The 24,669-nt window shown below is 39.8% G+C and carries 25 protein-coding genes; 12 read left to right on the top strand and 13 right to left on the bottom strand.

Annotated features, from left to right (window positions below; all coding sequences use genetic code 11):
- The first annotated feature begins 173 nt into the window (after positions 1–173).
- The 3 genes from AL038_RS02695 to AL038_RS02685 all read left to right on the top strand — a co-directional run bounded on the left by AL038_RS02695 (position 174) and on the right by AL038_RS02685 (position 2,402).
- Positions 174–443 (top strand): hypothetical protein, encoded by a 270-nt coding sequence (locus tag AL038_RS02695; RefSeq protein WP_062148646.1) that lies wholly within the window; start codon positions 174–176, stop codon positions 441–443.
- 113 nt (positions 444–556) lie between these two features.
- Entirely contained in the window at positions 557–1,936 is a 1,380-nt protein-coding gene (gene argH / locus AL038_RS02690) for an argininosuccinate lyase (protein WP_062148643.1), read from the top strand.
- 34 nt (positions 1,937–1,970) lie between these two features.
- Entirely contained in the window at positions 1,971–2,402 is a 432-nt protein-coding gene (locus tag AL038_RS02685; RefSeq protein ID WP_062148640.1) for a MaoC family dehydratase, read from the top strand.
- A 320-nt stretch (positions 2,403–2,722) separates the two neighbouring features.
- Here the strand turns inward: AL038_RS02685 and AL038_RS02680 are convergent, their stop codons facing one another.
- Positions 2,723–3,589 (bottom strand): PhnD/SsuA/transferrin family substrate-binding protein, encoded by an 867-nt coding sequence (locus AL038_RS02680; RefSeq protein ID WP_062148636.1) that lies wholly within the window; start codon positions 3,587–3,589, stop codon positions 2,723–2,725.
- A 29-nt stretch (positions 3,590–3,618) separates the two neighbouring features.
- Positions 3,619–4,215, bottom strand: coding sequence for an SLATT domain-containing protein (locus AL038_RS02675; protein ID WP_062148633.1), 597 nt, complete (start codon positions 4,213–4,215; stop codon positions 3,619–3,621).
- Between the two features lie 230 nt (positions 4,216–4,445).
- On the opposite strand from AL038_RS02675, the gene AL038_RS02670 reads away from it, so the two are divergent.
- The 4 genes from AL038_RS02670 to csrA all read left to right on the top strand — a co-directional run bounded on the left by AL038_RS02670 (position 4,446) and on the right by csrA (position 11,259).
- Complete coding sequence (locus AL038_RS02670) at positions 4,446–5,222, top strand: substrate-binding periplasmic protein (RefSeq protein ID WP_161575417.1); 777 nt, start codon at positions 4,446–4,448, stop codon at positions 5,220–5,222.
- Complete coding sequence (locus AL038_RS02665) at positions 5,219–9,298, top strand: PAS domain S-box protein (protein WP_062148628.1); 4,080 nt, start codon at positions 5,219–5,221, stop codon at positions 9,296–9,298. Before AL038_RS02670 ends, AL038_RS02665 begins: the two co-directional genes overlap by 4 nt.
- Positions 9,299–9,589: 291 nt before the next feature.
- Positions 9,590–10,822 carry an aspartate kinase gene (locus AL038_RS02660; protein WP_062148625.1) on the top strand — a complete coding sequence of 411 codons (1,233 nt, stop codon included), beginning with the start codon at positions 9,590–9,592 and terminating at the stop codon, positions 10,820–10,822.
- A 248-nt stretch (positions 10,823–11,070) separates the two neighbouring features.
- Complete coding sequence (csrA, locus tag AL038_RS02655; protein ID WP_062148622.1) at positions 11,071–11,259, top strand: carbon storage regulator CsrA; 189 nt, start codon at positions 11,071–11,073, stop codon at positions 11,257–11,259.
- 42 nt (positions 11,260–11,301) lie between these two features.
- On the opposite strand, the gene AL038_RS02650 is transcribed toward csrA, so the two are convergent.
- Both AL038_RS02650 and AL038_RS02645 read right to left on the bottom strand, forming a co-directional pair.
- Positions 11,302–11,838 carry a DUF2062 domain-containing protein gene (locus AL038_RS02650; RefSeq protein WP_062148619.1) on the bottom strand — a complete coding sequence of 179 codons (537 nt, stop codon included), beginning with the start codon at positions 11,836–11,838 and terminating at the stop codon, positions 11,302–11,304.
- 79 nt (positions 11,839–11,917) lie between these two features.
- Positions 11,918–12,169 (bottom strand): FmdB family zinc ribbon protein, encoded by a 252-nt coding sequence (locus tag AL038_RS02645; RefSeq protein WP_062148616.1) that lies wholly within the window; start codon positions 12,167–12,169, stop codon positions 11,918–11,920.
- A gap of 491 nt (positions 12,170–12,660) precedes the next feature.
- Here AL038_RS02645 and AL038_RS02640 point away from each other — a divergent pair.
- The 3 genes from AL038_RS02640 to AL038_RS02630 all read left to right on the top strand — a co-directional run bounded on the left by AL038_RS02640 (position 12,661) and on the right by AL038_RS02630 (position 15,485).
- Positions 12,661–13,409, top strand: a protein-coding gene (locus tag AL038_RS02640) for an IS5 family transposase (RefSeq protein WP_201800099.1) whose coding sequence is annotated in 2 segments (ribosomal slippage) — positions 12,661–13,075 and positions 13,075–13,409 — 750 coding nt in all. Because the reading frame shifts where the segments join, the coding sequence is not laid out codon by codon here.
- A gap of 123 nt (positions 13,410–13,532) precedes the next feature.
- A complete protein-coding gene (locus tag AL038_RS02635; RefSeq protein ID WP_062148613.1) occupies positions 13,533–14,009 on the top strand; it encodes a hypothetical protein in 477 nt (158 codons plus the stop codon).
- Positions 14,010–14,153: 144 nt separating this feature from the next.
- A complete protein-coding gene (locus AL038_RS02630) occupies positions 14,154–15,485 on the top strand; it encodes a TRZ/ATZ family hydrolase (RefSeq protein WP_062148610.1) in 1,332 nt (443 codons plus the stop codon).
- A gap of 72 nt (positions 15,486–15,557) precedes the next feature.
- Here AL038_RS02630 and AL038_RS02625 read toward each other — a convergent pair whose 3' ends face one another.
- Genes AL038_RS02625 through AL038_RS02610 form a run of 4 tightly spaced genes read right to left on the bottom strand, consistent with a single transcriptional unit; the run spans position 15,558 to position 17,743 of the window.
- A complete protein-coding gene (locus AL038_RS02625; RefSeq protein ID WP_062148607.1) occupies positions 15,558–16,007 on the bottom strand; it encodes a J domain-containing protein in 450 nt (149 codons plus the stop codon).
- Positions 16,008–16,025: 18 nt separating this feature from the next.
- Entirely contained in the window at positions 16,026–16,577 is a 552-nt protein-coding gene (locus tag AL038_RS02620; protein WP_062148603.1) for a hypothetical protein, read from the bottom strand.
- Complete coding sequence (locus tag AL038_RS02615) at positions 16,574–17,356, bottom strand: hypothetical protein (protein ID WP_062148601.1); 783 nt, start codon at positions 17,354–17,356, stop codon at positions 16,574–16,576. Before AL038_RS02615 ends, AL038_RS02620 begins: the two co-directional genes overlap by 4 nt.
- Before the next feature lie 24 nt (positions 17,357–17,380).
- Positions 17,381–17,743 carry a hypothetical protein gene (locus AL038_RS02610; RefSeq protein WP_062148598.1) on the bottom strand — a complete coding sequence of 121 codons (363 nt, stop codon included), beginning with the start codon at positions 17,741–17,743 and terminating at the stop codon, positions 17,381–17,383.
- A 312-nt stretch (positions 17,744–18,055) separates the two neighbouring features.
- Here AL038_RS02610 and AL038_RS18405 point away from each other — a divergent pair, with 312 nt between their 5' ends.
- Entirely contained in the window at positions 18,056–18,415 is a 360-nt protein-coding gene (locus tag AL038_RS18405) for a LysM peptidoglycan-binding domain-containing protein (RefSeq protein ID WP_062148595.1), read from the top strand.
- 94 nt (positions 18,416–18,509) lie between these two features.
- Here the strand turns inward: AL038_RS18405 and neuC are convergent, their stop codons facing one another.
- The 5 genes from neuC to xseA are packed head-to-tail and all read right to left on the bottom strand — an operon-like array spanning position 18,510 to position 23,318.
- Entirely contained in the window at positions 18,510–19,700 is a 1,191-nt protein-coding gene (gene neuC / locus AL038_RS02600; protein WP_062148592.1) for a UDP-N-acetylglucosamine 2-epimerase, read from the bottom strand.
- Positions 19,687–20,193, bottom strand: coding sequence for a DUF302 domain-containing protein (locus AL038_RS02595; RefSeq protein WP_062148589.1), 507 nt, complete (start codon positions 20,191–20,193; stop codon positions 19,687–19,689). The genes neuC and AL038_RS02595 overlap by 14 nt, the downstream gene beginning before the upstream one ends.
- Positions 20,194–20,224: 31 nt before the next feature.
- Positions 20,225–21,049: an NAD(+) diphosphatase gene (nudC, locus tag AL038_RS02590; RefSeq protein WP_062148586.1), complete on the bottom strand. Its 825-nt coding sequence runs from the start codon at positions 21,047–21,049 to the stop codon at positions 20,225–20,227.
- Between the two features lie 12 nt (positions 21,050–21,061).
- Complete coding sequence (locus AL038_RS02585; RefSeq protein ID WP_062148583.1) at positions 21,062–21,832, bottom strand: NUDIX hydrolase; 771 nt, start codon at positions 21,830–21,832, stop codon at positions 21,062–21,064.
- Between the two features lie 37 nt (positions 21,833–21,869).
- Positions 21,870–23,318: an exodeoxyribonuclease VII large subunit gene (gene xseA / locus AL038_RS02580; protein WP_062148581.1), complete on the bottom strand. Its 1,449-nt coding sequence runs from the start codon at positions 23,316–23,318 to the stop codon at positions 21,870–21,872.
- 87 nt (positions 23,319–23,405) lie between these two features.
- Between xseA and AL038_RS02575 the strand changes: the two genes are divergently transcribed.
- Positions 23,406–24,611, top strand: coding sequence for a type 1 periplasmic-binding domain-containing protein (locus AL038_RS02575; RefSeq protein WP_062148578.1), 1,206 nt, complete (start codon positions 23,406–23,408; stop codon positions 24,609–24,611).
- Positions 24,612–24,669: the final 58 nt, after the last annotated feature.

Raw genomic sequence — 24,669 nt, 5'->3', positions numbered from 1 at the left:
AATGGCGTGACCGGTGACTATTTGCGTGGAAAGGCAACTTTTAACCCTCAATCGCTTAAGATACAATCTCTCGGGTATTGCTAAACTTAATGACTATAACCAGTCGTCACAATAACCACTGTAGTGATATAGGTTTTTCTTGGTATCGGTTTATTAAATGAAATGGGGACAATATGAAAAAATTATGGTACAGCATCGGGCTTGCAGGGCTTTTTTTTAGTATCAATGTCATTGCAAACTCACCCACAGATATTAATTTTGCAGCAAAGAAGAAAACAACCTTCGGCACAGAATATGTGGTTTACAATGTCCGCTGTTCAGACGGGACAACACGCCAAATCAGTTCATGGAATAATCGTAAAGAATGGTGCGTTGGGACAAGCAATAATGATTGCTCTAACAGTCAACTCAAAGCAGCACAAATGGCGTGCGAAAGTAAATAATCTTGTATTGGCTAAGTGTGTTCAGACATGCTTAGTCAATCGCAATATTTGCTACCCATCTGACAATCTATTAGTCTATAAAGCCCTTTCCATTCCCGCATTTCAAATACATCATGACAACCATTGAAAAACCTTGGAGTGGACGCTTTACTGCGCCAACCGACGCGTTTGTAGAAGCCTTTACCGCCTCTGTGACGTTTGACCAACGCTTGTATGCCTATGATATTATGGGTTCTATCGCTCATGCAACCATGCTTGCCCGTGTAGGGGTACTCACGCAAACAGAATGTGAGCAAATTATCAGTGGGTTACAAAGTATTCAACAAGAAATAGAAAGTGGACAACTGCAATGGTCAATTGCGCTTGAAGATGTTCACATGAATATAGAAACCCGTTTAACCCAAAAAATCGGCATAGTCGGGAAAAAATTACATACAGGACGTTCACGTAACGACCAAGTTGCAACAGATGTTCGTCTGTACTTACGCCATGAAATCGATACTATTCTGGCAGAACTCAATCGCCTGTTGCATGCCCTCATCAGTGTTGCCGAGCGAGAAGTTGAAACCATTTTACCGGGGTTCACCCATTTACAAAGCGCGCAACCTATTACTTTTGGACACCATTTATTAGCATGGTGTGAAATGTTACTGCGTGACAAAACCCGATTACAAGATTGTCGCAAACGGATGAATACCCTGCCATTAGGAGCGGCTGCCCTTGCGGGAACAAGCTATCCATTAGACCGTCACTACACAGCGGCGTTATTAGGGTTTGAAGCGGTTGCTGAAAATTCACTGGATGCCGTGAGCGACCGTGATTTTGCAATTGAATTCACCAGTGCGGCAACGCTCATTATGATGCACCTCTCGCGTTTTTCCGAAGAATTGGTGCTGTGGTCATCTGCGCAATTTAACTTTATTGAACTCAGCGACGCATTCTGCACGGGTTCATCCATCATGCCGCAAAAGAAAAACCCTGATGTACCCGAATTAGTACGTGGTAAAACAGGGCGTGTGTATGGTGCATTAATCAGCTTACTAACACTCATGAAATCCCAACCATTAGCTTATAACAAAGATAATCAAGAAGATAAAGAACCACTTTTTGATACTGTTGACACGCTAAAAGGGAGTTTAAAAGTCTATGCGGACATGATACCTGCCATGCAAGTAAATCGTGACATCATGCGCAAAGCCGCCTTACAAGGATTTACCACGGCAACAGATTTAGCCGATTACCTAGTCCGCAAAGGTATCCCTTTCCGTGATGCGCATGAAATTGTTGGCAAAGCTGTTCGCTATGGTGTTGAAAATAATATTCACCTAGAAGCGGTTAGCTTAGAAACTTATAAACAATTTTCTGCATTGATAGAACAAGATGTTTACAATGTGCTGAGTTTAGAAGGTTCCGTTGCCGCACGTAATATTTTTGGCGGTACCGCCCCGCAACAAGTCAGAGCCGCGATACAACGCCTTAAAGCCAAGCTATAACCCCCTCAACATCCATCTTACAAGGAACTTATCAATGAGTGATTTACACGGTTACTATATTGAAGACATTGAAGTAGGCATGAAAGCCAGTTACGCCAAAACTGTCACAGAAACTGATGTTGTCTTATTTGCGGGTATTTCAGGCGACAACAATCCTGTGCATATTAACCAAGAATTCGCCGAACAAACACCTTTTAAATCCCGTATTGCACACGGCATGTTAAGTGTTGGCTTTATTTCCATGGTGTTAGGGACAAGACTCCCCGGACCTGGTGCAATTTACATCAGCCAAACTGTAAAATTTAAAGCACCCGTGCATATTGGTGATACGGTACACGCAGAAGTGACCGTGAAAGAAGTGATTAAAGAGAAAAGACGGGTTATTTTAGAAACAATTTGTCGGGTGAAGGAAACCGTTGTTATTGACGGTGAAGCCATGGTAATGGTTGATTCTAAAGCAAGTTAGTTTCGCTACTGAAATTTAAGACCTGACAGACTTTTAAAACCTGTCAGGTCTTATTTTTTGAGAATACCAAGCAAATTACGATAAACTCACTTTTATACGGATACTATAGCTAACGCACTTTAAAATGATTATTGTAGGGTGGAATAGGCGCAAGCCGTATTCCACAACAGTGCAAGCTTTCTGCATAAACTCAGCTATTTTTGGCGTTTTATGGTGGAATACGCTACGCTATTCCACCCTACATTAAGCTGCTTTTTAAGTTGCGTTAGCTATACCACTTTAATCCGTGTTATCCCTTTATATTCTTGCCAATTCCATATTTATTTCAACTGTTTCGCGCTTTCTAAAATTAGTCGTAGTGAATCATAATCACTATCTGTTGCTGGCACAAATCCTGTGATGTTAGCCCCTATAGTACTCAATACTTTTTTCCCTTCAGGCTGTTGATTTAAAGTATATAAAGCCTGTTGCAACTGACTAATTAAAGCAGGTTCTAACGTCCGACGACTAACCAATAAATGTGAAGAAACAGGGGGTGAAACCGCTAAGATTCTAAGTCCTTTTTCCTTATTTTCATCAAATACATCCGCAGGTAATGCCCCCGCATCATATTCGCCCAATAATACGCCATACATCACATTTCTATGATTATCTAAAAAATCATATCCGCCCAAGTTTTCCAACGAAATACCCGCACTTTTTAAAACATAGTAAGGTACTTTTGTACCCAGATTAGAATTTTTCTCGCCAAAAGCCACTTTTTTACCAATTAATTGTTTAAGCGTTTGAATGGGACTATTTTCTACTGTGAATAAAACACTATAAAGTGCAGGTTGATGATTAATCGTGTAACGTGCGAGTAATGGCGCAGTATGTTGATATTTATCAACCATTTCAATGTATAAACTCCCACTCATAAACGCTAAATCTAACTTATCTTCACCAACCAATTGTAAATGCGCTTGATAACTATTAGTTGTGATGGTAATCGGTAAACCTATTGTTTTAGAAAGATAATCAGCAAGTGGTGTGTATTTATTCAACGAATCAGTCGCTGACAGGTAGGACAAGGGAAAACCCAATGTCAGTGCGCTAACGTTCTCTTGTGCATAACTCACCGTACAATAAAATAGACCTAGAATAATCAGACTGTAGCGCGGTAACTGTTTGTAAATAGTAAATAACATTTATCTCACCATAGAAGTTATACTACATTTTAATGAGGAGGAGATTCAGGTTCTTTTTTATTGGCTAATTGCGCAGACAAGGCTTGTAGTGTTTGCCAAGCACTTGGTTCTTTTGTTAATTCTGCTTGCTGTTTACGTAAATAACGTGCAGAATTGCGCTCCCAAATATCTTGTGGGATTTCAGGTGAACTCTCAGCCAATCTGTCCATATTTTCCCGTATTTTATTTAAAAACTTCATTGCTTCATCAGACGAGCAAGAACGGAAAAACAAAAATTGCTCGATTTCCCGTGCAACCGCACCATATTGCGTCCCGCCTAAATGATGTCGTTCCGCGCGTTCTTCAAACCGTAAAAATGTTTGCATACCTGATAAACCAGCGGCTAATACACTAATAACGCCTACGATAAGGCGTAGATAAGTGCTTGTACTGTCTTCGTTTAAAGAAGCAAATACAGATGTTCCCACAATGGTAGAAAAAATGATACTTGGAATCCCTAAGAAATAATGTAACTTCCGCAAATAATTTGCCGTCGCAAAATGGCTGTATTGCGCCATTTGTGCCCGACTTCGCCATTGTTGAAGTAATTCATCAATACTTTTCCAATGCGTTTCTGTCATGTCCATAGATAAATTCCAGACGGTTATGGTCAAAGGTGTTATGTGATTTTAACGCAATCATCAACATGTATTTCTTTAACACAAGCACTAATACAAAAAATAATGTTTAAAAATAATTAGTTATTTGTTTTAGTAATCAAATAGCATGGTATTAAATCTGCATAATAACCGTATATATTTTTAGCTAAATTTATAATAAAGCCTAGTTTTACATGGGATACGGGGATATGTTTTTTATGCGCCTGAACCTTATTACAAAAATTCTCCACAATTATCTGTTATATCTTCTCTTACTCAGTGCTAGTGCTGCTGTGTCTGCCCATGAGTTGACGTTAAAAATGGATGTTATTTACGTAAAACCGTGGGGATATTATTTGGATAATTCATTAGAAACATCAAAGATGATGGGGATTTTAGTAGAAATAAGCGATTTACTGACGCAAGAAACAGGGATTCACTTTAAAAAACGATTAGTACCCTATGCGCGTGTTTGGGACAACTTGGCGCGGGGTGATACGGATATGAGTATTTTAATTTACACCCCCAGTAAAAGCATGACCGTAAATTATGCAGGGCTTTTATTCAATTTTAATTCCATTGTCATTGCAAAAAAAGGGGTTTATTTGCAGACGTATGAAGATTTACGGCATTTACGTATTGGTGTATTGCGTGGTGAACAGTTATCTGCGCGTTTTAATGGGGATAGTCAATTAAATAAAATTGAGGTTCGTAGCTACGAAATAATGATAAATATGTTACGTAATGAGCGATTAGACGCATTAGCTGGTAATAGTGTGTCTTTACTGTATTTAACACGACAGGCAGATGTTGCATCATTACTAGGTAATCAGTTGGTATTACAAACAATACCCATGATGATTCAATTTTCTAAAAAATTTAATAATCCGCTGGTTTTGCAGCAAATAGAAATGACAGCAAAGACATTGTATAAAGATAATGTATTTGAAAATATTGTCGATGGTTGGGGGATATTCGCTTGGAGAATGGAATGAAAAGGATGTTTTCATGGCAAATGCAAAGCCTCGCCTTAAAACAGTCCATTATTACCTTATTGGTTGCAATTTTGGTAGGAATCTTTATCAGTATTAGTTTAATTGTTTGGGATTTTATCAATACCCGTCAAGCAATTTACTCAACAGGAGAACAACTGTTAAAGATTGTCCAAAAATCAGCCACTCAGGCTTGCTATACCCTTGACAGTGTACTTGCTGAAGAGATTTTAGAGGGGTTAATGCAATTTGATGCGGTTCATCATGCTGAATTGCAAACCGAACATGCAGAAAAGCTGGCAGAAAGACAACATTCGGCTGTCCAACATCTCAAGAATAATCCAATATCAGCATTTTTGTTTGGGGATGAAATTCTATTTTCTTTGCCGCTCATTCATCATGACAAGTATTCGCAACAAGATGAAATTGTTGGTTATTTAAAACTAACTTTTAATGGGGGTATCGCAGGCAATGATTTTTTAAACCGTGCTAAAGCGGAAATGCTCATTGGTTGTTTACGCAGTTTACTATTGGTTATTCTTTTATTGTTGGTTTCGCGCCATCTTGTTACTCGTCCATTAACACAGATGGTTTCTGTTTTAAAACAGATTGACCCTCATCAAACAAATGATTTTATACCTTACTTAACCGTTAATCCCCTGCATAAACAGGATGAAATCGGACAATTGACCGCCACGATTAATGTCTTGTTTGCTGAGGTGGCGCATCGTACAAACCAACTACTTGAAAGTGAAGAATATTATCGTTTGACCTTGGTTGCACTCAATGATGGCATTTGGGATTGGAATTTGGTGAGTAATGCGGTTGTGTGGAATGCACGCTGTTATGAGATGTTGGATTATCCTGCAAGTGCTTTTCCTGTGTCATTAGATGTTTGGGTATCGCTTTTACATGCTGATGATTTGCCTCAAACGCTGACTTTCATACAGCAAAAAATTAAAAATGGTGAACCTTTTCATATAGAGTTTCGTTTAAGAAAACGGACGGGTGATTGGCTTTGGGTAGAGGGACGCGGATGTGTTGTGCAATGGAAGCAGGGAAAGGCTATCCGTATGATTGGCACACATACCGATATTTCTGTTCGTAAACAGGCTGAAATGGCATTACGAGACAGTGAGTCTTATAACAAAATCTTATTTGCCGATTCGCGTATCCCGTTAATTGTGTTAGAGGTAGAAACAGAAAAAATTATTGATTGTAATCAAGCAGCCATTGATATTTATGGCTTTACACAACGCGATGAGGTTTTAGGAAAAACCCCTTTAGCGGTTTCCGCGCTGGTTCAAGCGGATGGTGTTTATTCTGCGGATGTCGTGCATACCCATTTGCAACACTGTCTGACGCATGGGTCACATGTTTTTGAGTGGCGACATCAACGCCCAACAGGTGAATTGTGGGATGCAGAAGTCTATTTAATGTTATTTCAACATGATGGAAAAACGCTTGTCCAGTTTAGTTTGCAAGATATTACCCAGCGTAAACAAACCACAGAAGCCTTACGCCTGAGTGAAACCCGTTACCGTTCAATTGCACAAAATTTTCCCAATGGTGCGGTTGTTCTTTTTGATAAAAATTTACGGTATGTCTTAGCTGACGGCATGGGATTAGCTGAGGCGGGATTATGTAAAGTGGAATTAGAGGGTAAAACTCCCCGCGAAATTTTTGCTACACATCTGGCTGATTTATTAGAACCACTTTACAAAAGAGTATTGCAAGGAGAAAGCATTGTTCAAGAAACGCCTTGGAATGAATTTGTTTATATAGCTTCTTATACACCGCTTCGTGATGCAGCGGGACAAGTTATTAATGGCATGGTAGTTACCCAAAATATCACGCAACGCAAAAAAGCCGAGCAATTGTTGGAAGGGGTATTAAACAGTGCGATGAACGGTATTATGGCGTTTAAGAGTGTACGAAATGCCATGGGCAATATCATTGATTTTGAAATTATTCTAGCCAATGACATGGCAGAAAGGATGATTCAGACAAATACCCATTCGTTAATAGGGCAACGATTGCTTAATATCATGCCTCACAGTTTAGTTAATGGTTTATTTGCCAAATATGTTGCCGTTGTGGAAACCGAGTTTTTATTAGACAAAGAGCTGTTTTTTAATTATCTAGGCAATTATCCATCATGGTATCACCTGATTGCTGTTAAGCTAAGCGATGGATTTACAATTACTTTTCAAAACATTAATGCCCGTAAACAAACCGAAGAGACACTGCATAAAACAACACGTCAATTAGAAAGTATTTTGTATTATAGTCCTACCCCGATTAGTATTTTAGATGCACAAGGACGGTACTTATTAATTAATCATGCAATGGAAGCATTATGGGAAAAAACACCTGCCCAACTGGTCAATCGCTCTGTTTTGGGGATGCTTCCGCCCAAGATGTCACAAGATTTTGCTGACAAAATAAATACCGTCATTCAAAGCAAACAATCTTTGTTTGTTGAAGATTGCTTAACCTTCTCGGGAAGAGAACGATATTTTGCGACAACCTTATTTCCAATAGAAACAGATAATGAATCATTGGTTGGTTCTATTTCGTTAGACATCACCGAAAATAAACAGGTAGAAAAAGTCTTAAAACAAGCGAAAGAAGCCGCCGAAAATGCCAATCAAACTAAGAGTGCTTTTTTAGCCAGTATGAGCCATGAATTACGTACTCCCCTTAATGGTGTTTTAGGCTATGCTCAACTGCTTATGCGTGATAATACCTTGACGGAAAACCAAAAACACTTCATCCACATCATGCAAAAAAGCGGGGAATATTTACTAACGCTAGTTAATGATGTGTTGGATTTATCCAAAATTGAAGCGGGTAAATTAGAACTGATACCGACAGATTTTTGTCTTACAGACTTTATTAATGAAATTGTTATGCTATTTTCACAACATTTACAGCAAAAAGGCATTAATTTTGTCTATCAACAAATTCCACCACCAACCTCATTACCCACTGATAAACAAGGAACATATCCCATGCTTGTCCATGCGGATGAAACCCGTTTGCGTCAAGTTTTGCTCAATTTACTCAGCAATGCGACAAAATTCACGTTTGAAGGCTATGTCTCATTTAAAACGATTTATCATGACAATAACATCCGCTTTGAAGTAGAAGACACAGGCATCGGTATTCCAAGAGACAAACTAGAATCCATTTTTATGCCGTTTGAACAAGTTCGTAATGCACAAACGAATAATATAGAAGGAACAGGACTAGGACTATCTATTAGCCGTAAACTGGTTGAAATGATGGGCGGTCAATTACAAGTACAAAGCGTTGTCGGACAGGGCAGTGTATTTTGGTTTGAAATTGCACTGACGGTTAAAGAATATAAACAGATAGACAATACAGTACCCGTCATACAACAAGCTATTGGTTACACAGGTAGAAGACGCAATATACTGATTGTTGATGATACTAACAGCAACCGTGAATTTCTGGTTTGTCTTTTAAACAATTTAGGATTTAATACAGTAGAAGCCAATGACGGGCTTGAAGCCCTAACCAGTGTACAAGCCCACTCGTTTGATATTATGTTGATAGACCTAAAAATGCCTTATTTAGATGGTGAAAGCTGTGTGCGCCAACTACGACGACAAAAAAATAATGCAGGATTAATTATTATCGGTCTTTCCGCAACGGTATTCACAGATACCCGTGAAAACTTTATGGCGGCTGGTTGTAACGACTTTTTAGAAAAACCCATTAACGTGAATAAATTATTAGAAAAAATCCAATTTTACACACAAGTTGACTGGATTTATGACCAAACACATACCGATAAAATTGTTTCGCATTATTACAAAGAAACCGCGACACACTTATTACCACTAGCCGACTTGGATGAATTGTGGCGACTAGCCAGTATTGGAAAAGTAAAAGGTTTTTTAGAGAAAGCCGAACAATTAGCAACAACTTACACAGATGCTAGTGCTTTTCTAACACATTTAACGGCCCTTGCGCGTAACTTTGAACTGGAACAACTTAAGTATTTATTAGAAGAAATACGCAATAAGCACAAAGAAGAGAAAAACGGATAGCACTGCTAAAACGTGAACGCACTCATTCAGTCATCCTCTTTTACACCACCATCAATGCACTCTACATTTTACACAAATTTTATATTGCATTACAAACAGATAGCATCAATTCAAAGGATGCTATCTGTATTACTTTTATAAAGCGTCTATCAACCACTGTTTAGCCAATTTTTTCAAAAACCATTCTCGCACCCTTAAAAAATTTTCTTAATGCCTAACTTTCACTCTCAAATGAAATAGTGTTTAATGACGTTTTACCGTGATGTTTCAGGAGATAATTAAAAACAAATTATGGCTCTCATTGTACAAAAATATGGCGGCACGTCGGTTGGTTCAATTGAACGCATCCAACATGTTGCTGATAAAGTGATTGCAGCCCGTCAACAGGGACATGATATTGTCGTTGTAGTCTCTGCGATGAGTGGCGAAACTAATCGTTTAGTCGCTTTAGCAAAAGGCATCAGCGACCCGCCTAAACCCCGTGAATATGACGCATTATTAGCAACAGGTGAACAAGTCACGATAGGCTTGTTAGCCATTGCACTAGAAGCGAAAGGCTGTCCTGCTCGTTCTTACACAGGCGGACAAGTGCGAATTTTAACCGATAACGCCTTTACCAAAGCCCGCATTTTAGAAATTGACGACCAAACCATGCGCCGCGACTTAGCACAAGGAACTGTTGTTGTAGTTGCTGGGTTTCAAGGAGTAGATGCAGACGGTAATATTACAACGCTAGGACGGGGTGGTTCAGACACAACAGCCGTCGCATTAGCCGCTGCCTTAAAAGCGGATGAATGCCAGATTTATACGGATGTGGATGGGGTTTATACCACCGACCCACGTGTTGTACCCACTGCACGGCGGTTGGATAAAATTAGCTTTGAAGAAATGTTGGAAATGGCAAGTTCAGGCTCGAAAGTGTTACAAATTCGGTCTGTTGAATTTGCAGGTAAATACAACGTTCCGCTTCGAGTCTTATCGTCATTTGAGGAAAACAGTAAAGGTACGTTAATCGCGCCAGAGGATGCTTCAATGGAACAAGTTTTAATTTCAGGTATCGCTTTTAACCGTGATGAAGCCAAACTAACCATTTTAGGCGTGCCAGACAAACCGGGCATTGCTTATCAAGTGTTAGGCGGTATTGCTGAGGCGAACATTGAAGTCGATATGATAGTGCAAAATATTCGCACGGGTAGCGATACAACAGATTTAACGTTTACTGTTCATCGTAATGACTACAAAAAAGCCTTTGGTATTCTGCAAGATATTGCCAAACAACTCCAAGCGCAAGACGTTCAAGGTGATGATAAAATCGCCAAAATCGCACTGGTTGGAATTGGGATGCGTTCTCATGCAGGGGTTGCTAGCCAAATGTTTAAGACGCTTGCCGAAGAGCGGATTAATATTCAACTGATTTCCACCTCAGAAATTAAAATTTCTGTCGTGATTGACGAAAAATATTTAGAATTAGCGGTACGTGTTTTACATCAGGCATTTGATTTAGAAAAAATTCCTACATTGTAGGCATCTCGTGCGTTATTTTTATAAAAGATAACGCACGGTTTGTAATACCCCATTATCATAAAAAGATGGCTATACTAAACATCGATAAGTCACACTCAAAGTGTTACTTAACTATATCTATAAGTAATCACTTGTATAATAATGATAAAGCAATAACAATAATTAGGTAACACGAAGGAAGGAGAGGTTACAGGAATGTAGGATGTAACCTGACACCGTATGGAATAGCTTGGAACAGGAGAAAATCTATGCTGATTTTGACAAGGCGTGTTGGGGAATCACTGATGATAGGGGATAATGTCACAGTGACGGTGTTAGGTGTGAAAGGCAATCAGGTACGCATTGGCGTTAATGCTCCCAAAGAAGTCGCCGTTCACCGCGAGGAGATTTATCAACGCATTCAACAAGAGAAAGCGAACACTGACGATTCGCATTAACGCATCATTAGCGTGATGTGTTGTGTTTTTCCCATCAGCTCATCACGTTATTCTTAATGGTATTGCTAAACGACGTGCTTTGCGCTTTTGCCATGCGCGGACAACATAATAACGCCATAACCCTTGCGTGATGACATATCCTAACAGTGCAAATAGACAGGATAATATCAACGAACCAAGATACAAGGGTATCCAAATATTATCTAGTGCATCAATGAACCAGTCCATTGACATTTCAAACGTTTCATATTCAGTTGCCCCGCCTAACAAATAATTCCCCAAACGATAAGCAAAATAAAAAACAGGTGGCATTGTTAAAGGATTAGTAATCCATACCAGACTAACCGCCAATGGTAAATTAACGCGAAACCAAACGGCGAAGATTGCAGCAGGTAACATCTGTAAAGGCATGGGAATAAAAGCAGCGAATAATCCTACTGCCATACCGCCTGACAAAGAATGGCGGTTTAAATGCCACAAATTTCCATCCTGTAACCATGTTCCCAAAAATTGTAATTTTGGATTTGTTCTCACATGATGCGCTTGTGGTAACCAACGTTTAAAAAGGTGTTTCGCCATTATTATCAGTAAACCATGTGTAAGAAAGCCTATTGCAAGCCCATGTAACTCGCGTTAAGAGCCTGCATTCTGATTAGCACTACTCGCTGCTAGTGCTGGTGGTGGGTTTGCTAGCTGCTGAGGGTGTGTTGCTATCAGTCTTTTTTTTATCCCCTTTAAAGTCTGTTACATACCAACCTGTTCCCTTTAATTGAAAACCAGACGCAGAAATTAATTTAACCAAGGTTTTCTGATGACAAGCAGGACAGACTTCTAAAGGGGATTCACTCATTTTTTGCAAAACTTCTAACTCATGACTGCAACTGTCACAACGATATTCATAAATAGGCATTTTTCTTCTCCGACATCAACAAACAATACAGTGAACGCATTTCATAAATCGTTCTATAAAATAGGTTTGAATATTAAAAATACAAGTTTTATGCCTGATTTTGGCATGTTTAATTAAATTTTACGGATATTTACAGAAATATACAAATTTATACCTTATCATTTGTGTTGCAACGTTTCATCGCATCAAATCAAGAAAGATAAAAATATTGTGGTAGTGCTAAAAAACAAATAAAGGATAAATACAATTTTTGTCTAAATCAGAACTGTTAGCGTTGAGCAGGATAAAAAACAACGGTATTGATAATTCTGTTAATTCTGAGAATTCTGATTCGGACAGCTTCGCATTAAGAAAAAGACTTATCCTTATCGCTTTAACATGGCTGGAACTTTTTCAGTTTACATTTTTTCTTTTGGTTTTAGGGCGTGTCATCAAATAGTAAAAAATGTTATATTATAATCATATACCCAGATATCGCCAAGGATAAAACAATGAGTCGTCGCTATGCCTTAACCGATGAACAATGGTCAAAACTAGAACCGCTACTCCCTGGGCGTAAAGGACATGTCGGGATGACGGCTAAAGATAACCGCTTGTTTATTGATGCTGTTCTATTCCGTTATCGCAGTGGCATTCCTTGGCGCGACCTCCCCGAACGCTTTGGTGATTTCCGTGTCGTCCATACCCGCTTCAGTCGTTGGTCTAAGAAAGGTGTCTGGGAACGTGTTTTCAAGATACTAAGTGCCGATGCCGATAATGAATATGCCATGATAGACAGCACAATAGTTAGAGCGCATCAACATAGTAGTGGTGGTGGCGCAGATGAAGCCATTGGACGTAGCGCAGGGGGTTTAAGTACCAAGATTAACTCCGTTGTTGACGCACTGGGCAATCCGACCCTTTTTTTTTGACTGCGGGACAGGCAAGCGACCTTGAGGGGGCTGATGCTCTTATTCCTCAGATAAAGGCAAACGCTTTATTGGCTGATAAGGCTTATGATGCAGATGAACGGGTTAGAGATGTTTTAAAACAGCAAGGCATAGAACCTGTGATTCCGTTCAGGAAAAATCGTTTAAATCCACCTTATTATGATAAAGTCCTTTATAAGGCACGTTATTTAATCGAGCATTTCTTTGGTAAATTAAAGCAATACCGCGCTATAGCTACACGATATGATAAACGCGCTAGGAATTTCTTAAGTGGGGTTTATTTGGCTTCTACCTTGATTCTTTTAGCTTGAACCTTTAACCCTTCTTATTTGATGACAGGCTCTATTGATAGCGACCAAATTATCCTGTTTTTTAGGATTAAACCATTTTAAAATCAGTAATTCTTATTTGCCCGTTGGTTAGGAGTTTTAGTAATGTATTATCCTATTACTGTTATTTTACTGCTTGTTCCTATTGCATTTTTAACCACTTGTTCACCGCCTAATGGCGATAAGCAAGTTAAGGCTGTCGAGACGAATGCGTCGGTTGTTCAACAGGCAACGTCTCAAACAACCGTTTCACATGTCAATCGGATGCAGAAAAATATCAATATTAAACAACTTGATATTGTGACATTAGACACTTATCCCATGCGAGTTAATGCGATTGCTCAGATTGAATTACCGAACAATTGTTTACTTGTCAGTGATATTACAGAAGAAATACAGAATGATACATTTAACCTAACCTTACTGCCTACCCCGCAAAATGGGGTTAATTGTCAAGAACAACCACAACTCATTGAACAAATTATCTCCCTAAATATACAAGGGCTTAAATCGGGTGTTTATACGGTTAACCTCAATGAAGCTTCAGCGGAATTTATATTAATGGTGGATAGTGTTTTATAAAAAGCTAATCATTTAATGATGTTGAATAAGTATAGCGAGTGCTTTTATGGTAAAGTTCAGTCAATTTTTATCCCTTTAGCATTATCTGCGCTTGAGAATTCTGATTTAGACTATCCTTTCACTTAACTCAAAATAAACTTTATTATGCAATCAGTTGATACTTTAATTTATGCCGGTTGGGTGATTCCCGTTGAGCCTGAAGGCGTGGTCTATGAACAATACGCTATCGCTATTGATGATGGCAAAATTGTGGAAATTTTACCCAATGAAGAAGCAACCAGCCGATATTTGGGGCGCGTCACGCATCGTTTAGCAACGCATGTGGTCATACCGGGCTTGATTAACGCACATACCCATGCAGCAATGACTTTACTGCGTGGATTTGCTGATGATTTACCCTTGCACGAATGGCTAACAACACGAATTTGGCCGGCTGAAAGAGCCTTTATGAGTCCTGAATTTGTTGCTGATGGTACGCGACTTGCGATTGCAGAAATGTTACGCGGTGGGGTGACATGCTTCAACGATATGTATTTTCTGCCAGAAGTAGCAGGCGATGTGGTAAACGAAGCAGGAATAAGGGCAACACTGGGCTTAATTTTATTAGATTTTCCAACCATACAAGCGCAAACACCTGATGAATATTTGCAAAAAGGGCATGAAGTACACGCCATTTATAAAAACCATCACTTGATTCGCACCGCCATTGCTCCGCACGCGCCTTATACCGTCTCAGATACACCCATGCAGCAAGGGGCGGAAATGGCGGATTCATTGAATATTCCTATTCATATCCATGTACATGAAACAAAAGATGAAGTTGACCAAGCCTTTATCAATCATAAAGAGCGTCCATTAGCCCGATTAGCACGTTTAGGCGTGGTTTCTTCACGGCTAGTAGCCGTTCATGCAACACAATTGACTGATGAAGAAATTAATTTGTTAGCAGAGCATCAGGCTACTGTCGTTCATTGTCCCGAGTCAAATATGAAGCTGGCAAGTGGTTTTTGTCCCGTGCAAAAATTATTAAATGCGGGTGTTAATGTTGCCTTAGGCACTGATGGTACAGCGAGTAATGATGATTTGGACATGTTGGGCGAAATGCGGACAGCCGCATTATTAGCAAAAGCGGTTAGCCATGATGCACGTAGTGTTTCAGCAGCCCAAGCCTTAACCATGGCAACCTTGAACGGCGCAAAAGCGTTAGGAATTGAGGAAATAACAGGGTCGTTAGTGGTGGGTAAATCGGCGGATTTGGTTGCTATTAATATGAGCGAACTAGAAACCCAACCTATTTATAATGCCTTGTCTCACTTGGTTTATACCGTTAGTCGGGATAAAGTAACGGATGTGTGGGTTGCAGGTCGGCAATTATTAAAATCGCGTGTGCTAATTTCTTTAAATGTTCATGATATTCAGGTAAAAACGCATGAATGGCATGAAAAAATTGCTTTGTTTGCACAACAAATGGAATAAGTACGCATTTATCGATGATTAATAACGGATAATATCATCAAAAATGGTGGCATCCGTTTTAGATAAATCTATTTATTTGTCATACCCATCCCCGCGAATCCAGACAAATCGTCCAATTGCAACCAGTCCACCAATACAAACCAATAATACTGCGATAAAGGGAATATAGTTTTCTAAAATATCAGCCATTTTTTGCGTTAGGTTAATAGCTGCCCCCGCTTGCGCACTCGTATCGGCAATATGATGGAGAACTTGTAAAGGGACATAATAGATAAACCCTGCCATTAAAAGATAACCAATGAGTGGAAGAAGCGCGTACAGCAGATGATTACGCTGTTTAATCAAGCGAATACGTCGGTCAAACGTATTCAGTTCTGCATCGTGCATATCTCGCTGTTTAGGCTCTTTTAAAATAGCATAGGCTTGCGTGATTTCTGCCGCTTTTGCTTGCGCGGCGCGTTTAATTTGGTCGGGACTCGCATCACGCGGCACACCGAGTATTTGATAGTAGTTTTTTATCATTATGTGAGGGGGGATTTATTAATCAATCAACGTCCTAAGTTTACGGGAAATCATTTTAATCAAAAAGATACGTATATAGCGAACGGTCATTTCACCCAACCATAACATAAACACAATACTTGCAATGAATGAAACAGAAGCGATGCCGAGATTAAAACCAACCCAAAAAGGATGGCTGACGTGTTTGTTGTACAGTAAAAGCCAGACGAGCAAATCATGATAATGTGTCGTAAAAACAGCTAGCCATGTTACACCACCTAATAAATTTCCCAAAATGACCAGTAACCGCTTGCTAGTCGTTTGATAAATATTTAGCTGCTGTAAAAATGCAGCCACTGATTGCGTATGGCGTTCTGCATAATTATCTAATAAGGCTATCCATTCAGGATTTTGCGGATAAGCTTCGGGGGATGGAACAATACACAGTACATCACCATCAAGATGAATGATTGTCCGAAAAGACCCTGAGTAGTTTTGCCCCTGTATTCCTTTTGATATAAAAGGGGTTTCTACCACAACCACACTTTCTTTTATAAACCCGCGCAGTGTATCCAGCAACTGATTTTTCATTTGAGTATTTTACTAACCAAACCGCCCGCAAATTCCCCAACCGTTTTTACGAGATTTGACCAAAATTGAACGGAGGTCAAAATTGACTCGTTATGTAATTTCAAAATCGTTGGATTGGGATGTTGAATCAGATATTCAGAAATACGTGTTGTTATATCCCCTTCAACCTGAATAACTGTTTGTAAAACAATTCGCTCTGTACCAATTTCCCAGATTTTACGAATAAAACTAATTTGTGAAGGTGATAAATCTAAATCTGCCAATGTGTCATCCTGCATCCGCTGACGTTCAATATCATTATTCCAAATATTGGTTTTTTCACGAAAATCGGAGTCTGTCCGTGCCATTTCTTTAATTTTATCTAAATCAATGTTTTCCTCTGCTTTATGCGCGAGACTAATAAACATGGACACTAACTGTTCTGATTGGATTTTAATTCGGTTGAGAATGGTTAAATTCTCTTTTAAGGGTTGTATTTGTTCAACAGGCTGGTTTTTAAGTCGCTCTAATTCTAACTCAACCAGTTGTCCCGCCCGTTTTGCTCGCTCGCGCAATTCTAAAAATGCCATAATGCCTGCGCAACTCCACTCGCTCAGTTCAGGAACGGGAGAATAGCCAAAATCGCGCATTGTACTATTGTAATCATACGCAATTTCCCATAAGGCCTCGCGGCGAGAATTAGGCAACTTACACCCTAACATGTTGGTTTTAACGATAGTATTAATTTCTAATGTTAAAACGTTTTGTGCTAGGGTTTTAAACGAAAATTTTTCTGCCATTACAATGCCTCTCCTGCTGGCAGATTAGCCTACTGCACTTTCTTTATTGTCAGCGTGCAGTGCGGGTGTTTCATCTTGTTGACGAGCAAGGGTTGCGATTAATCCAACTAACTCTTTTAGTGCGCGAATATTGCCCTGAATAATATCCTGTCCTTTTAATTCCCGTTCGCAGTGAAACTGCATTACTTCGTTTAAGGGTGCGATTAAAAAATCATCGTGCATGATGGTTGTAATATCACCTCCTAATAAATCGATTTGTGACACGATGGAACGGGCGTTCTCTTCTGCATGAATCCGTCCATCAACTTCTGTATAAGTGCCAACAACGGTGCGAATTTTTAACGTTACTAAGTTTTCCAAAGCGTCACTGATTGTTTTTAAATCCATTGCTTACTCCTAATATTATTAGTAAAAATGCTATCACAAACAATCTTTGTCTTTTTTTTAAAACACATTGATTCACTGAAAATTCTATTTTATACAAACATCCATTGAATATATAGCTAACGTGCCTCACAATCACAGACTGAGGAAAATATTTTGTTGCATACCTAGCGAGTTGTGGTAAGAAGTTGTATCATTTTCGCACAGTTTATGTTTAAGGCTATCCCGTCTTGTGTTACCTTACCTCATAAAAGAATTGTTTGTTATATTTTTCTTTCCTACCTTGCTACTTGACCTCACATGGGAAAACTCACTATGTTATTAGAAAATCACTTGAAAAGTCTTGCTGTTGTTTGTGGACTTTCATTAGCGTTTTTAGGCGGTTGTTCTTCAACTAAGGAAGCTGATGTTCCTCCAGCACCTGCCAAAACCGAAATTCCTGCGCCCGTTGCTGAAACACCTGCACCCGTTGTTGAACAACCCAGTATGCCACCTGTTGTTGAAGAGCCTGCACCTGTTGAAACTGTGTCTGAAACACACACAGTTGTTAAAGGTGATACCGTTTATAGCATTGCTAAACGTTATGGTCGTACAGTCACTGAAGTAGCGCGTTGGAACGGTATTAAATCTCCGTACACAATTAAGATTGGTCAAACATTGAAAGTTGCGCCCTAGTTTTAACTTAGGGTTATAAATATAAAGGTCGATTTCCTCATAAGGGAGTCGACCTTTACTTTTTTTAGAATATGTTTTGTAAGGCTTCTTTTTCTTAAAAAGCGATGTCGTAAAATCTCTTGATGATAAGCTGTTCTAACCCGATTGTTTTTAAAAGGTGTTTAATACGCATACTCGCATCGCCCATGCCATACAATGAAGAAATTGATGGCAGTTTTTGTTGAAAATCAGGGGAAATGGCTTGCATGATGGCCGTTTGAATTGCCTGTTTATCTGTCGCGCAATCAATAATAGATTCTGCTTTCAGTCGCCCTTGTTGCCGTTCGCCAATATTGACTGTCGCTTTATGTAATGCAGGGGCTTCTATTAAACCACTAGATGAATTACCTATAATCACATCCACTTGTTTCATTGTACTCAAATATTTTAATTGTCCTAATGAGGGACTAAGATAAACCCGTGAATGATTATTTTGTGCATAATTTTCTAATAGTTGGTTAATTTCCCGTCCGCCTTGGTCTGCATTTGCTTTAGTGATAATAATTTTTGCATCAGGAAAACTATCCAATGCCTCTAATAATGCACAAACCGCTGGTGTAGGATTTTGTTGGCTCAGTGTTATCGGATGATAAGTGACTAAAAAATTAAGTGTTCCCAATGCAAAACCCAGTTCTGTTTCTAAAGAAGCTTTATCTAACAAGGATAAGTGTTTGATATTATCAACGGCTAATGCGCCAACATTAAACACTCGTTCAGGTTGCTCGCCCAATTGTATGACACGTTGACGATAAACCTCTGCTGCAACAAAATGCAATTGAGCCATTTTAGTAATACTATGGCGTATCGCCTCATCAATCGCGCCTTCAGTAAGCTCACCACCATGCAAATGTGCTAAGGGAATGTTTAACGTCATTGCCGTTTGGGCTACAGCAAATATTTCAAACCTATCGCCTAGTATGACAATAATATCCGGTCGTAAGCGTTCTAAAACATCGGCTAACCCAATGATACCTAAGCCAATCGCCTTAGCAACCCCTACTTTTGTATCACTGGATAGCAACATCTCTACTTTTGCATCAATGTAAAAGCCATCATTTTCAATCTGTTTGTAGGTGAGTCCAAACTCTGGTGCAAGGTGCATTCCTGTTACAATGATTTGCAAGTTAATATCAGGGTCTGCTTGTAAGGATTTTAACAACCAATATAACAAGCCATATTCCGCACGACTGCCTGTTGCAACGGCAATATTACGTTTGGATATGTGTTGTTTATTATAATTCCCCATTTGCCCCTGCCTGCATGATATTCATTAAGTCATCCCGAACTTTTTGCGCTTTAGTTAATAATTCAGGAGAAAGTTTAGAAAAACTCATTAATAAATCCAAATTCATCATAATTAGCCACGCTTTACCATTATCATCCTCAATCGCAGCAATTCGACAAGGCATGTAAGCGACAAAACCGATGTTAAAGTCGAGCATGTCGTGGGCAACATCAATATTGCAGAATTGAAAAATTTCTACTCGGCGTACTTTTTTATAACCTTGTGCTTCAAATTCTTTCCACATGGGCTGATGAGCAACCAGTTTCATATTGAGTGAATTCGCACGTAATTTCATTGATTCTATAGCTGCATTCATATCTACACCATCAGCCAGTGGCATTTTGACAATGGTTTGTTCCAATGTCATGGCGGGCATGGTTGTAGGTGTTTGTGGTGTTTCTGTTGCAAAAACGCTTTGTGTCAAGATACAGAGAAGAATGAATAAGTAACGCATAAAAAATCCTTTAATTAATATAATGTTATTATCAACGGTGTTCTGCCAAAAAATCTTCAATTAAATGGCGAGCAATACTCATTGGTGAGGGGAGTTTGGGTAATCTTGCGGTTGCTTGAAACCATTGTGCATCTTCTAATTCATCTTGATCAAGGGTGATTTCACCACTGACATAATCAGCCGTAAACGCAATCATCAATGAATGAGGGAACGGCCATGGTTGACTACCAAAATAATGTAAATTATCAACTTGAATACCAACTTCCTCTTGTACTTCTCGAATGACAGTTTCTTCTAAGGTTTCGCCTGCTTCAACAAAGCCTGCTTGCACGCTGTACATGTCGGGCGCGAAGTGAGCAGAGCGGGAAAGTAAGATTTCATCACCCCGTGTAATGCGCATAATCACCGCTGGGGAAATACGCGGATAGCTAACCAGTGCGCAACTCGGACAGCGTTTCGCGCGTTCTGTCGGTAAGGCTTGCATAGCATGTCCACAACGTCCGCAAAATTGATGGTCTCTGTCCCATTGTAAGATTTGAATCGCACGTCCTGCGAGGGTAAATAAATCGTGGCTTAGTTCTAGGGTTAACGCACGTAAACTAATAAAGTTAAATCCAGTGGGCGGATTGCCTTGTTCAACAGTTTCTACGCTATAACAAGGATGTTTTCCCCAAGTACCTAAAAAATGTTGGCGAATCATGGGCAAGCCTGATTCAGAAAAGGTTTGCCAACGTGGAACGCGAATATCTTGATCTTGTTCTAATACCAATAAGCGGTCACGGCGAAAAACAAACCAAAGTGCAACGGTTTGCTGTTCAGGTGGGGTTACACTTGGGGTAAAAAGTTGATTTTTCATAGCCAAATATCCTTAGCGTTTACGTTCTTGCGCCCATGCAATACTACGTGGAAAAAACATGCGGTCATGTTTGTGTTGAATAAATTGATATAACTGCGCAGGACGATTTGAACCTGTCCGCATTCTACCTTTAATCGGTTTGACGATGCCCGCTCTGTCCACCCGCTGACGAAAAGAACTTTTATTTAATTTTTCTTGCATAATAATTTCATAAACCCGTTGCAATTCACTTAAGGTAAATTCTTTGGGCAATAAATGGACAGCAATATCGGTGTAATCCAATTTTGAACGTAAACGGGTTATCGCATCGTGTAAAATATCTTCGTGGTCAAAGGCTAAGGGGATATCTACACGATGTCCAGTGATAGTATGCCATTGTGCCGCCATTGCATCTGTGCCTGCACGTAAACTAACCTCGTTAATGGCAACTAACGCGAAATAAGTAACACTCACCGTCCAACCGCGTGGGTCACGATTACGTCCACCATAGGTATGTAATTGTTCTAAATATTGTCGTTGCGCCCCTAATTGCGGATTAACCCCGGTTTCTTCAGCTAATTCGCGTAATGCCGCCGTTTCTAAACTTTCATCTTGTTCAACACGCAAAGCTCCCCCCGGTAACGCCCAGCAATCTTTATACGGCGCAATCCCTCGTTTTATCAATAATACTTTTAATGTGTTGTCTTCCACTGTAAAAATAGCAATATCTACCATCACAGTTGGTTTTTTATAGCTTTCTAAGGTGTCGTAACTTTCATCAGTATTCACAATAGGATTTTGCATAAGACTCGTTATTAGGTTAAATAAGGCGATAAAAGGGCTATTGTTTAGGTTGCTTAACGATTTGACTGTGTACTGTTCCGTCCTTAAATTCTAGCCAGACATCTGTTGTCTGCTCGGCTTGTGTTTTCTGCGTCACTATCGTTTGTTTTGCATCCCGCACTAATACATAACCACGTTGTAGAATTTTTTTAGGGTCGCCAAGTAAGACTTGTTCCATCCATTGTTTGGTTATAGTGCGTGCTTGTTGTAATTGTTGTTGACTTGCCCGCTTTACATCTTGCCATAAGTAATTTGTTTGTTGATGCTGTCTATTCAACGCATTGAGGGCGTATTCTCTCACCTGTGTGTAGGCTTGTTGATTGCGCAATTGCGCACGATTAAGAATTGCGCGGGATTCTCTGAGTATGGTTTGCCAATCCTGTTGCGCCTGATGCGCATTTTGCGTCATGGTGGTGAGTATCTGTGCAATGGTTAAGCTTGGGGTGTGACACACTTGATTAGCAATCTCATCTAATAAGGTTTTATCCCGTTCGTGTCCAATTCCAATAATAACGGGTAACGGCGCGGTGCAAATGGCTTTTGCAATTGCATACTCGTTTAATTGGAGTAAATCCGCTGTCGCACCGCCACCGCGTAATATCACCAATGCGTCAAACGGTTTTTTTAAATGCGCTTTAGCAACATCAGCAATCGCATCAGGAATTTCTTGCTGTGCATTTTTCCCTTGAAAACTCGCACTATAGTACTGAAACGTGCATAACCCCAATGCGGTTAATTTATCCGCCTGACTGCGAAAATCACCTAAGCCTGCCGCCTGTGGCGGTGCAATGACGGCAATATGAGAAAATTCTGTTGCATGAGCAAGCTGTTTATTTTGATTAAAAATGCCTTCTTGCGTCAATTGCGCCCGAATTCGCTGTAATTTTGCCGCCATTTCACCCACTGTAAATCGCGGGTCTATCTCTATAATATTTAATGATAAACCATAAACAGGATGCAACTCGACCGTTGCTTGTAATAACACGTTAATGCCCGCAGCAAATGCTAATCCTGTTTGTTGTTCAAAGCGGGTTAATAAAATATCTGCTCGCTCACGCCATAAACTTGCGCGGACTTTAGCAATTTCTCGTCCTTCTGCATCATGGTCAGACAACTCCATATAAACGTGTTGGCGACGATGTACCGCGACAACTTCAGCCCGTAACCAATAGGCTTGCGTATGCGTTTGCTCAATTGTTTTACGGAGTTGACACAATAATTCATATAAAGTAACTCCTGTTGCAGGCACAATATCGTTATTTTGTGACAATTCAGCAAATAAATCAGCAACCTGTTCCGCAGGTAACCAACGGCGAAAAGGTTCTATTTCTATTCCAACAGGAATAAACCATTTTTTCAAATCCCCATCAAAACGCGCACCCAATTGTTTGACGGCTTCTTTTTCAGAAAAAGGACAATTTAAATAAATAGGCTGTTCACAACGCATTATTTTCAGTTATTGTAAAAGGGTAGAATGGCGATACAGCTTACACAATAGACACTATCTACTAAACCACAAGGAGATTTTGCAAATATGCCTATGCAACTGCGTTTTTTTTTATTTTTTACTGGGTTACTAACAGCATTAACTGTTTTTGCCGATGATACAGCTAATGTTGCCGCCAACACCGCGCAACTGATGCGAATTGGCTATTTAGAACAAACAACTGATGCGCGTTATAGTACACGCCACACGGAAGAGCAATTACAATTTCAACCATGGGGTCGTCCGTATGCGGGTGCTGTCGTTGCAGTTAAAGACAGTCGTTTTCCCTTACAAGCCATTAATATTCGTCTCGTATTAGAAAAAGCCAGTGGTAGTGATATTGAAGAACTCATGACGGCACTTAATCAACAGTACGATACAGGGATTCGTTTTTTCTTGCTGGACTTGCCTAGTGATACCTTGGCACAACTTGGTCAACGGACAAAAGATAAAAATATTTTACTATTTAATATCAGTGCATTAAACATGAATTTGCGTAACGAAGATTGTCAAGCACATGTATTGCACATAGCCCCCAGTTGGGAAATGTTGACGGATGCGTTAGCACAATATTTAATTTCCCGTAAATGGCGGAATATTTTAGAGTTAAAAGGCACAAATCCTGATGATTTACAATTGCATGATGCCTTTACTCGTTCAGCTAAACGTTTTGGTTTAAAAATTGTAGAAGTCCGTGATTATATGTTAGGACGTGACCCCCGCGACCGTGAACAAAATAATGTCGCGCTACTCACCTCTAATGTTGACTATGATGCCTTATTCATTGCGGATGGCACTGGCGATTTTGCTCGTTCAGTCCCTTATCAGACCCAAACACCGCGTTTAGTTGTTGGGGCAGCGGGTCTAGTCCCTAATTGGTGGCATTGGTCATGGGAACGTAATGGCGCGCCCCAAGTCAATGGTCGTTTTTTAAAAGAAGCGCAACGACATGGCACAGGTTATGACTGGTCAGCATGGATAAGTATTAAAATCATTGCTGAAGCCGTCTTGCGGAAAACGACAACCGATTTTGTCACCCTACGTGATTATATTCGCGGTGATGAAATTATGATTGACAGTGTCAAAGGTGGACGCTCTAGTTTTCGCAAGTGGAACAATCAGCTACGCCAAGCAATCTTTTTAACCGCAGATAACTGGGTTGTTACCACTGCCCCTTTATCTGGATTTATGCACCCAACAAATAATTTAGATATGCTGGGTTTTGACGAAAAAGAAAATCGCTGCCACTTTTAAGCAAATAAGCCCATTTATGAGCTGGTCATGTTGCATGGACTAGAATTGACAGGATTGA

Source organism: Beggiatoa leptomitoformis, from assembly GCF_001305575.3.
In the GTDB taxonomy this organism is placed as follows: Bacteria; Pseudomonadota; Gammaproteobacteria; order Beggiatoales; family Beggiatoaceae; genus Beggiatoa; species Beggiatoa leptomitoformis.
The sequence above is the reverse complement of the archived record's forward strand: the minus strand, read 5'-3'. Positions and strand labels throughout refer to the sequence as shown.

Coding starts and splice junctions, on each gene's coding strand:
- AL038_RS02695 (WP_062148646.1), top strand. CDS start 174: ATGAAAAAATTATGGTACAGCATCGGGCTTGCAGGGCTTTTTTTTAGT.
- argH (WP_062148643.1), top strand. CDS start 557: ATGACAACCATTGAAAAACCTTGGAGTGGACGCTTTACTGCGCCAACC.
- AL038_RS02685 (WP_062148640.1), top strand. CDS start 1,971: ATGAGTGATTTACACGGTTACTATATTGAAGACATTGAAGTAGGCATG.
- AL038_RS02680 (WP_062148636.1), bottom strand. CDS start 3,589: ATGTTATTTACTATTTACAAACAGTTACCGCGCTACAGTCTGATTATT.
- AL038_RS02675 (WP_062148633.1), bottom strand. CDS start 4,215: ATGGACATGACAGAAACGCATTGGAAAAGTATTGATGAATTACTTCAA.
- AL038_RS02670 (WP_161575417.1), top strand. CDS start 4,446: ATGCGCCTGAACCTTATTACAAAAATTCTCCACAATTATCTGTTATAT.
- AL038_RS02665 (WP_062148628.1), top strand. CDS start 5,219: ATGAAAAGGATGTTTTCATGGCAAATGCAAAGCCTCGCCTTAAAACAG.
- AL038_RS02660 (WP_062148625.1), top strand. CDS start 9,590: ATGGCTCTCATTGTACAAAAATATGGCGGCACGTCGGTTGGTTCAATT.
- csrA (WP_062148622.1), top strand. CDS start 11,071: ATGCTGATTTTGACAAGGCGTGTTGGGGAATCACTGATGATAGGGGAT.
- AL038_RS02650 (WP_062148619.1), bottom strand. CDS start 11,838: ATGGCGAAACACCTTTTTAAACGTTGGTTACCACAAGCGCATCATGTG.
- AL038_RS02645 (WP_062148616.1), bottom strand. CDS start 12,169: ATGCCTATTTATGAATATCGTTGTGACAGTTGCAGTCATGAGTTAGAA.
- AL038_RS02635 (WP_062148613.1), top strand. CDS start 13,533: ATGTATTATCCTATTACTGTTATTTTACTGCTTGTTCCTATTGCATTT.
- AL038_RS02630 (WP_062148610.1), top strand. CDS start 14,154: ATGCAATCAGTTGATACTTTAATTTATGCCGGTTGGGTGATTCCCGTT.
- AL038_RS02625 (WP_062148607.1), bottom strand. CDS start 16,007: ATGATAAAAAACTACTATCAAATACTCGGTGTGCCGCGTGATGCGAGT.
- AL038_RS02620 (WP_062148603.1), bottom strand. CDS start 16,577: ATGAAAAATCAGTTGCTGGATACACTGCGCGGGTTTATAAAAGAAAGT.
- AL038_RS02615 (WP_062148601.1), bottom strand. CDS start 17,356: ATGGCAGAAAAATTTTCGTTTAAAACCCTAGCACAAAACGTTTTAACA.
- AL038_RS02610 (WP_062148598.1), bottom strand. CDS start 17,743: ATGGATTTAAAAACAATCAGTGACGCTTTGGAAAACTTAGTAACGTTA.
- AL038_RS18405 (WP_062148595.1), top strand. CDS start 18,056: ATGTTATTAGAAAATCACTTGAAAAGTCTTGCTGTTGTTTGTGGACTT.
- neuC (WP_062148592.1), bottom strand. CDS start 19,700: ATGGGGAATTATAATAAACAACACATATCCAAACGTAATATTGCCGTT.
- AL038_RS02595 (WP_062148589.1), bottom strand. CDS start 20,193: ATGCGTTACTTATTCATTCTTCTCTGTATCTTGACACAAAGCGTTTTT.
- nudC (WP_062148586.1), bottom strand. CDS start 21,049: ATGAAAAATCAACTTTTTACCCCAAGTGTAACCCCACCTGAACAGCAA.
- AL038_RS02585 (WP_062148583.1), bottom strand. CDS start 21,832: ATGCAAAATCCTATTGTGAATACTGATGAAAGTTACGACACCTTAGAA.
- xseA (WP_062148581.1), bottom strand. CDS start 23,318: ATGCGTTGTGAACAGCCTATTTATTTAAATTGTCCTTTTTCTGAAAAA.
- AL038_RS02575 (WP_062148578.1), top strand. CDS start 23,406: ATGCCTATGCAACTGCGTTTTTTTTTATTTTTTACTGGGTTACTAACA.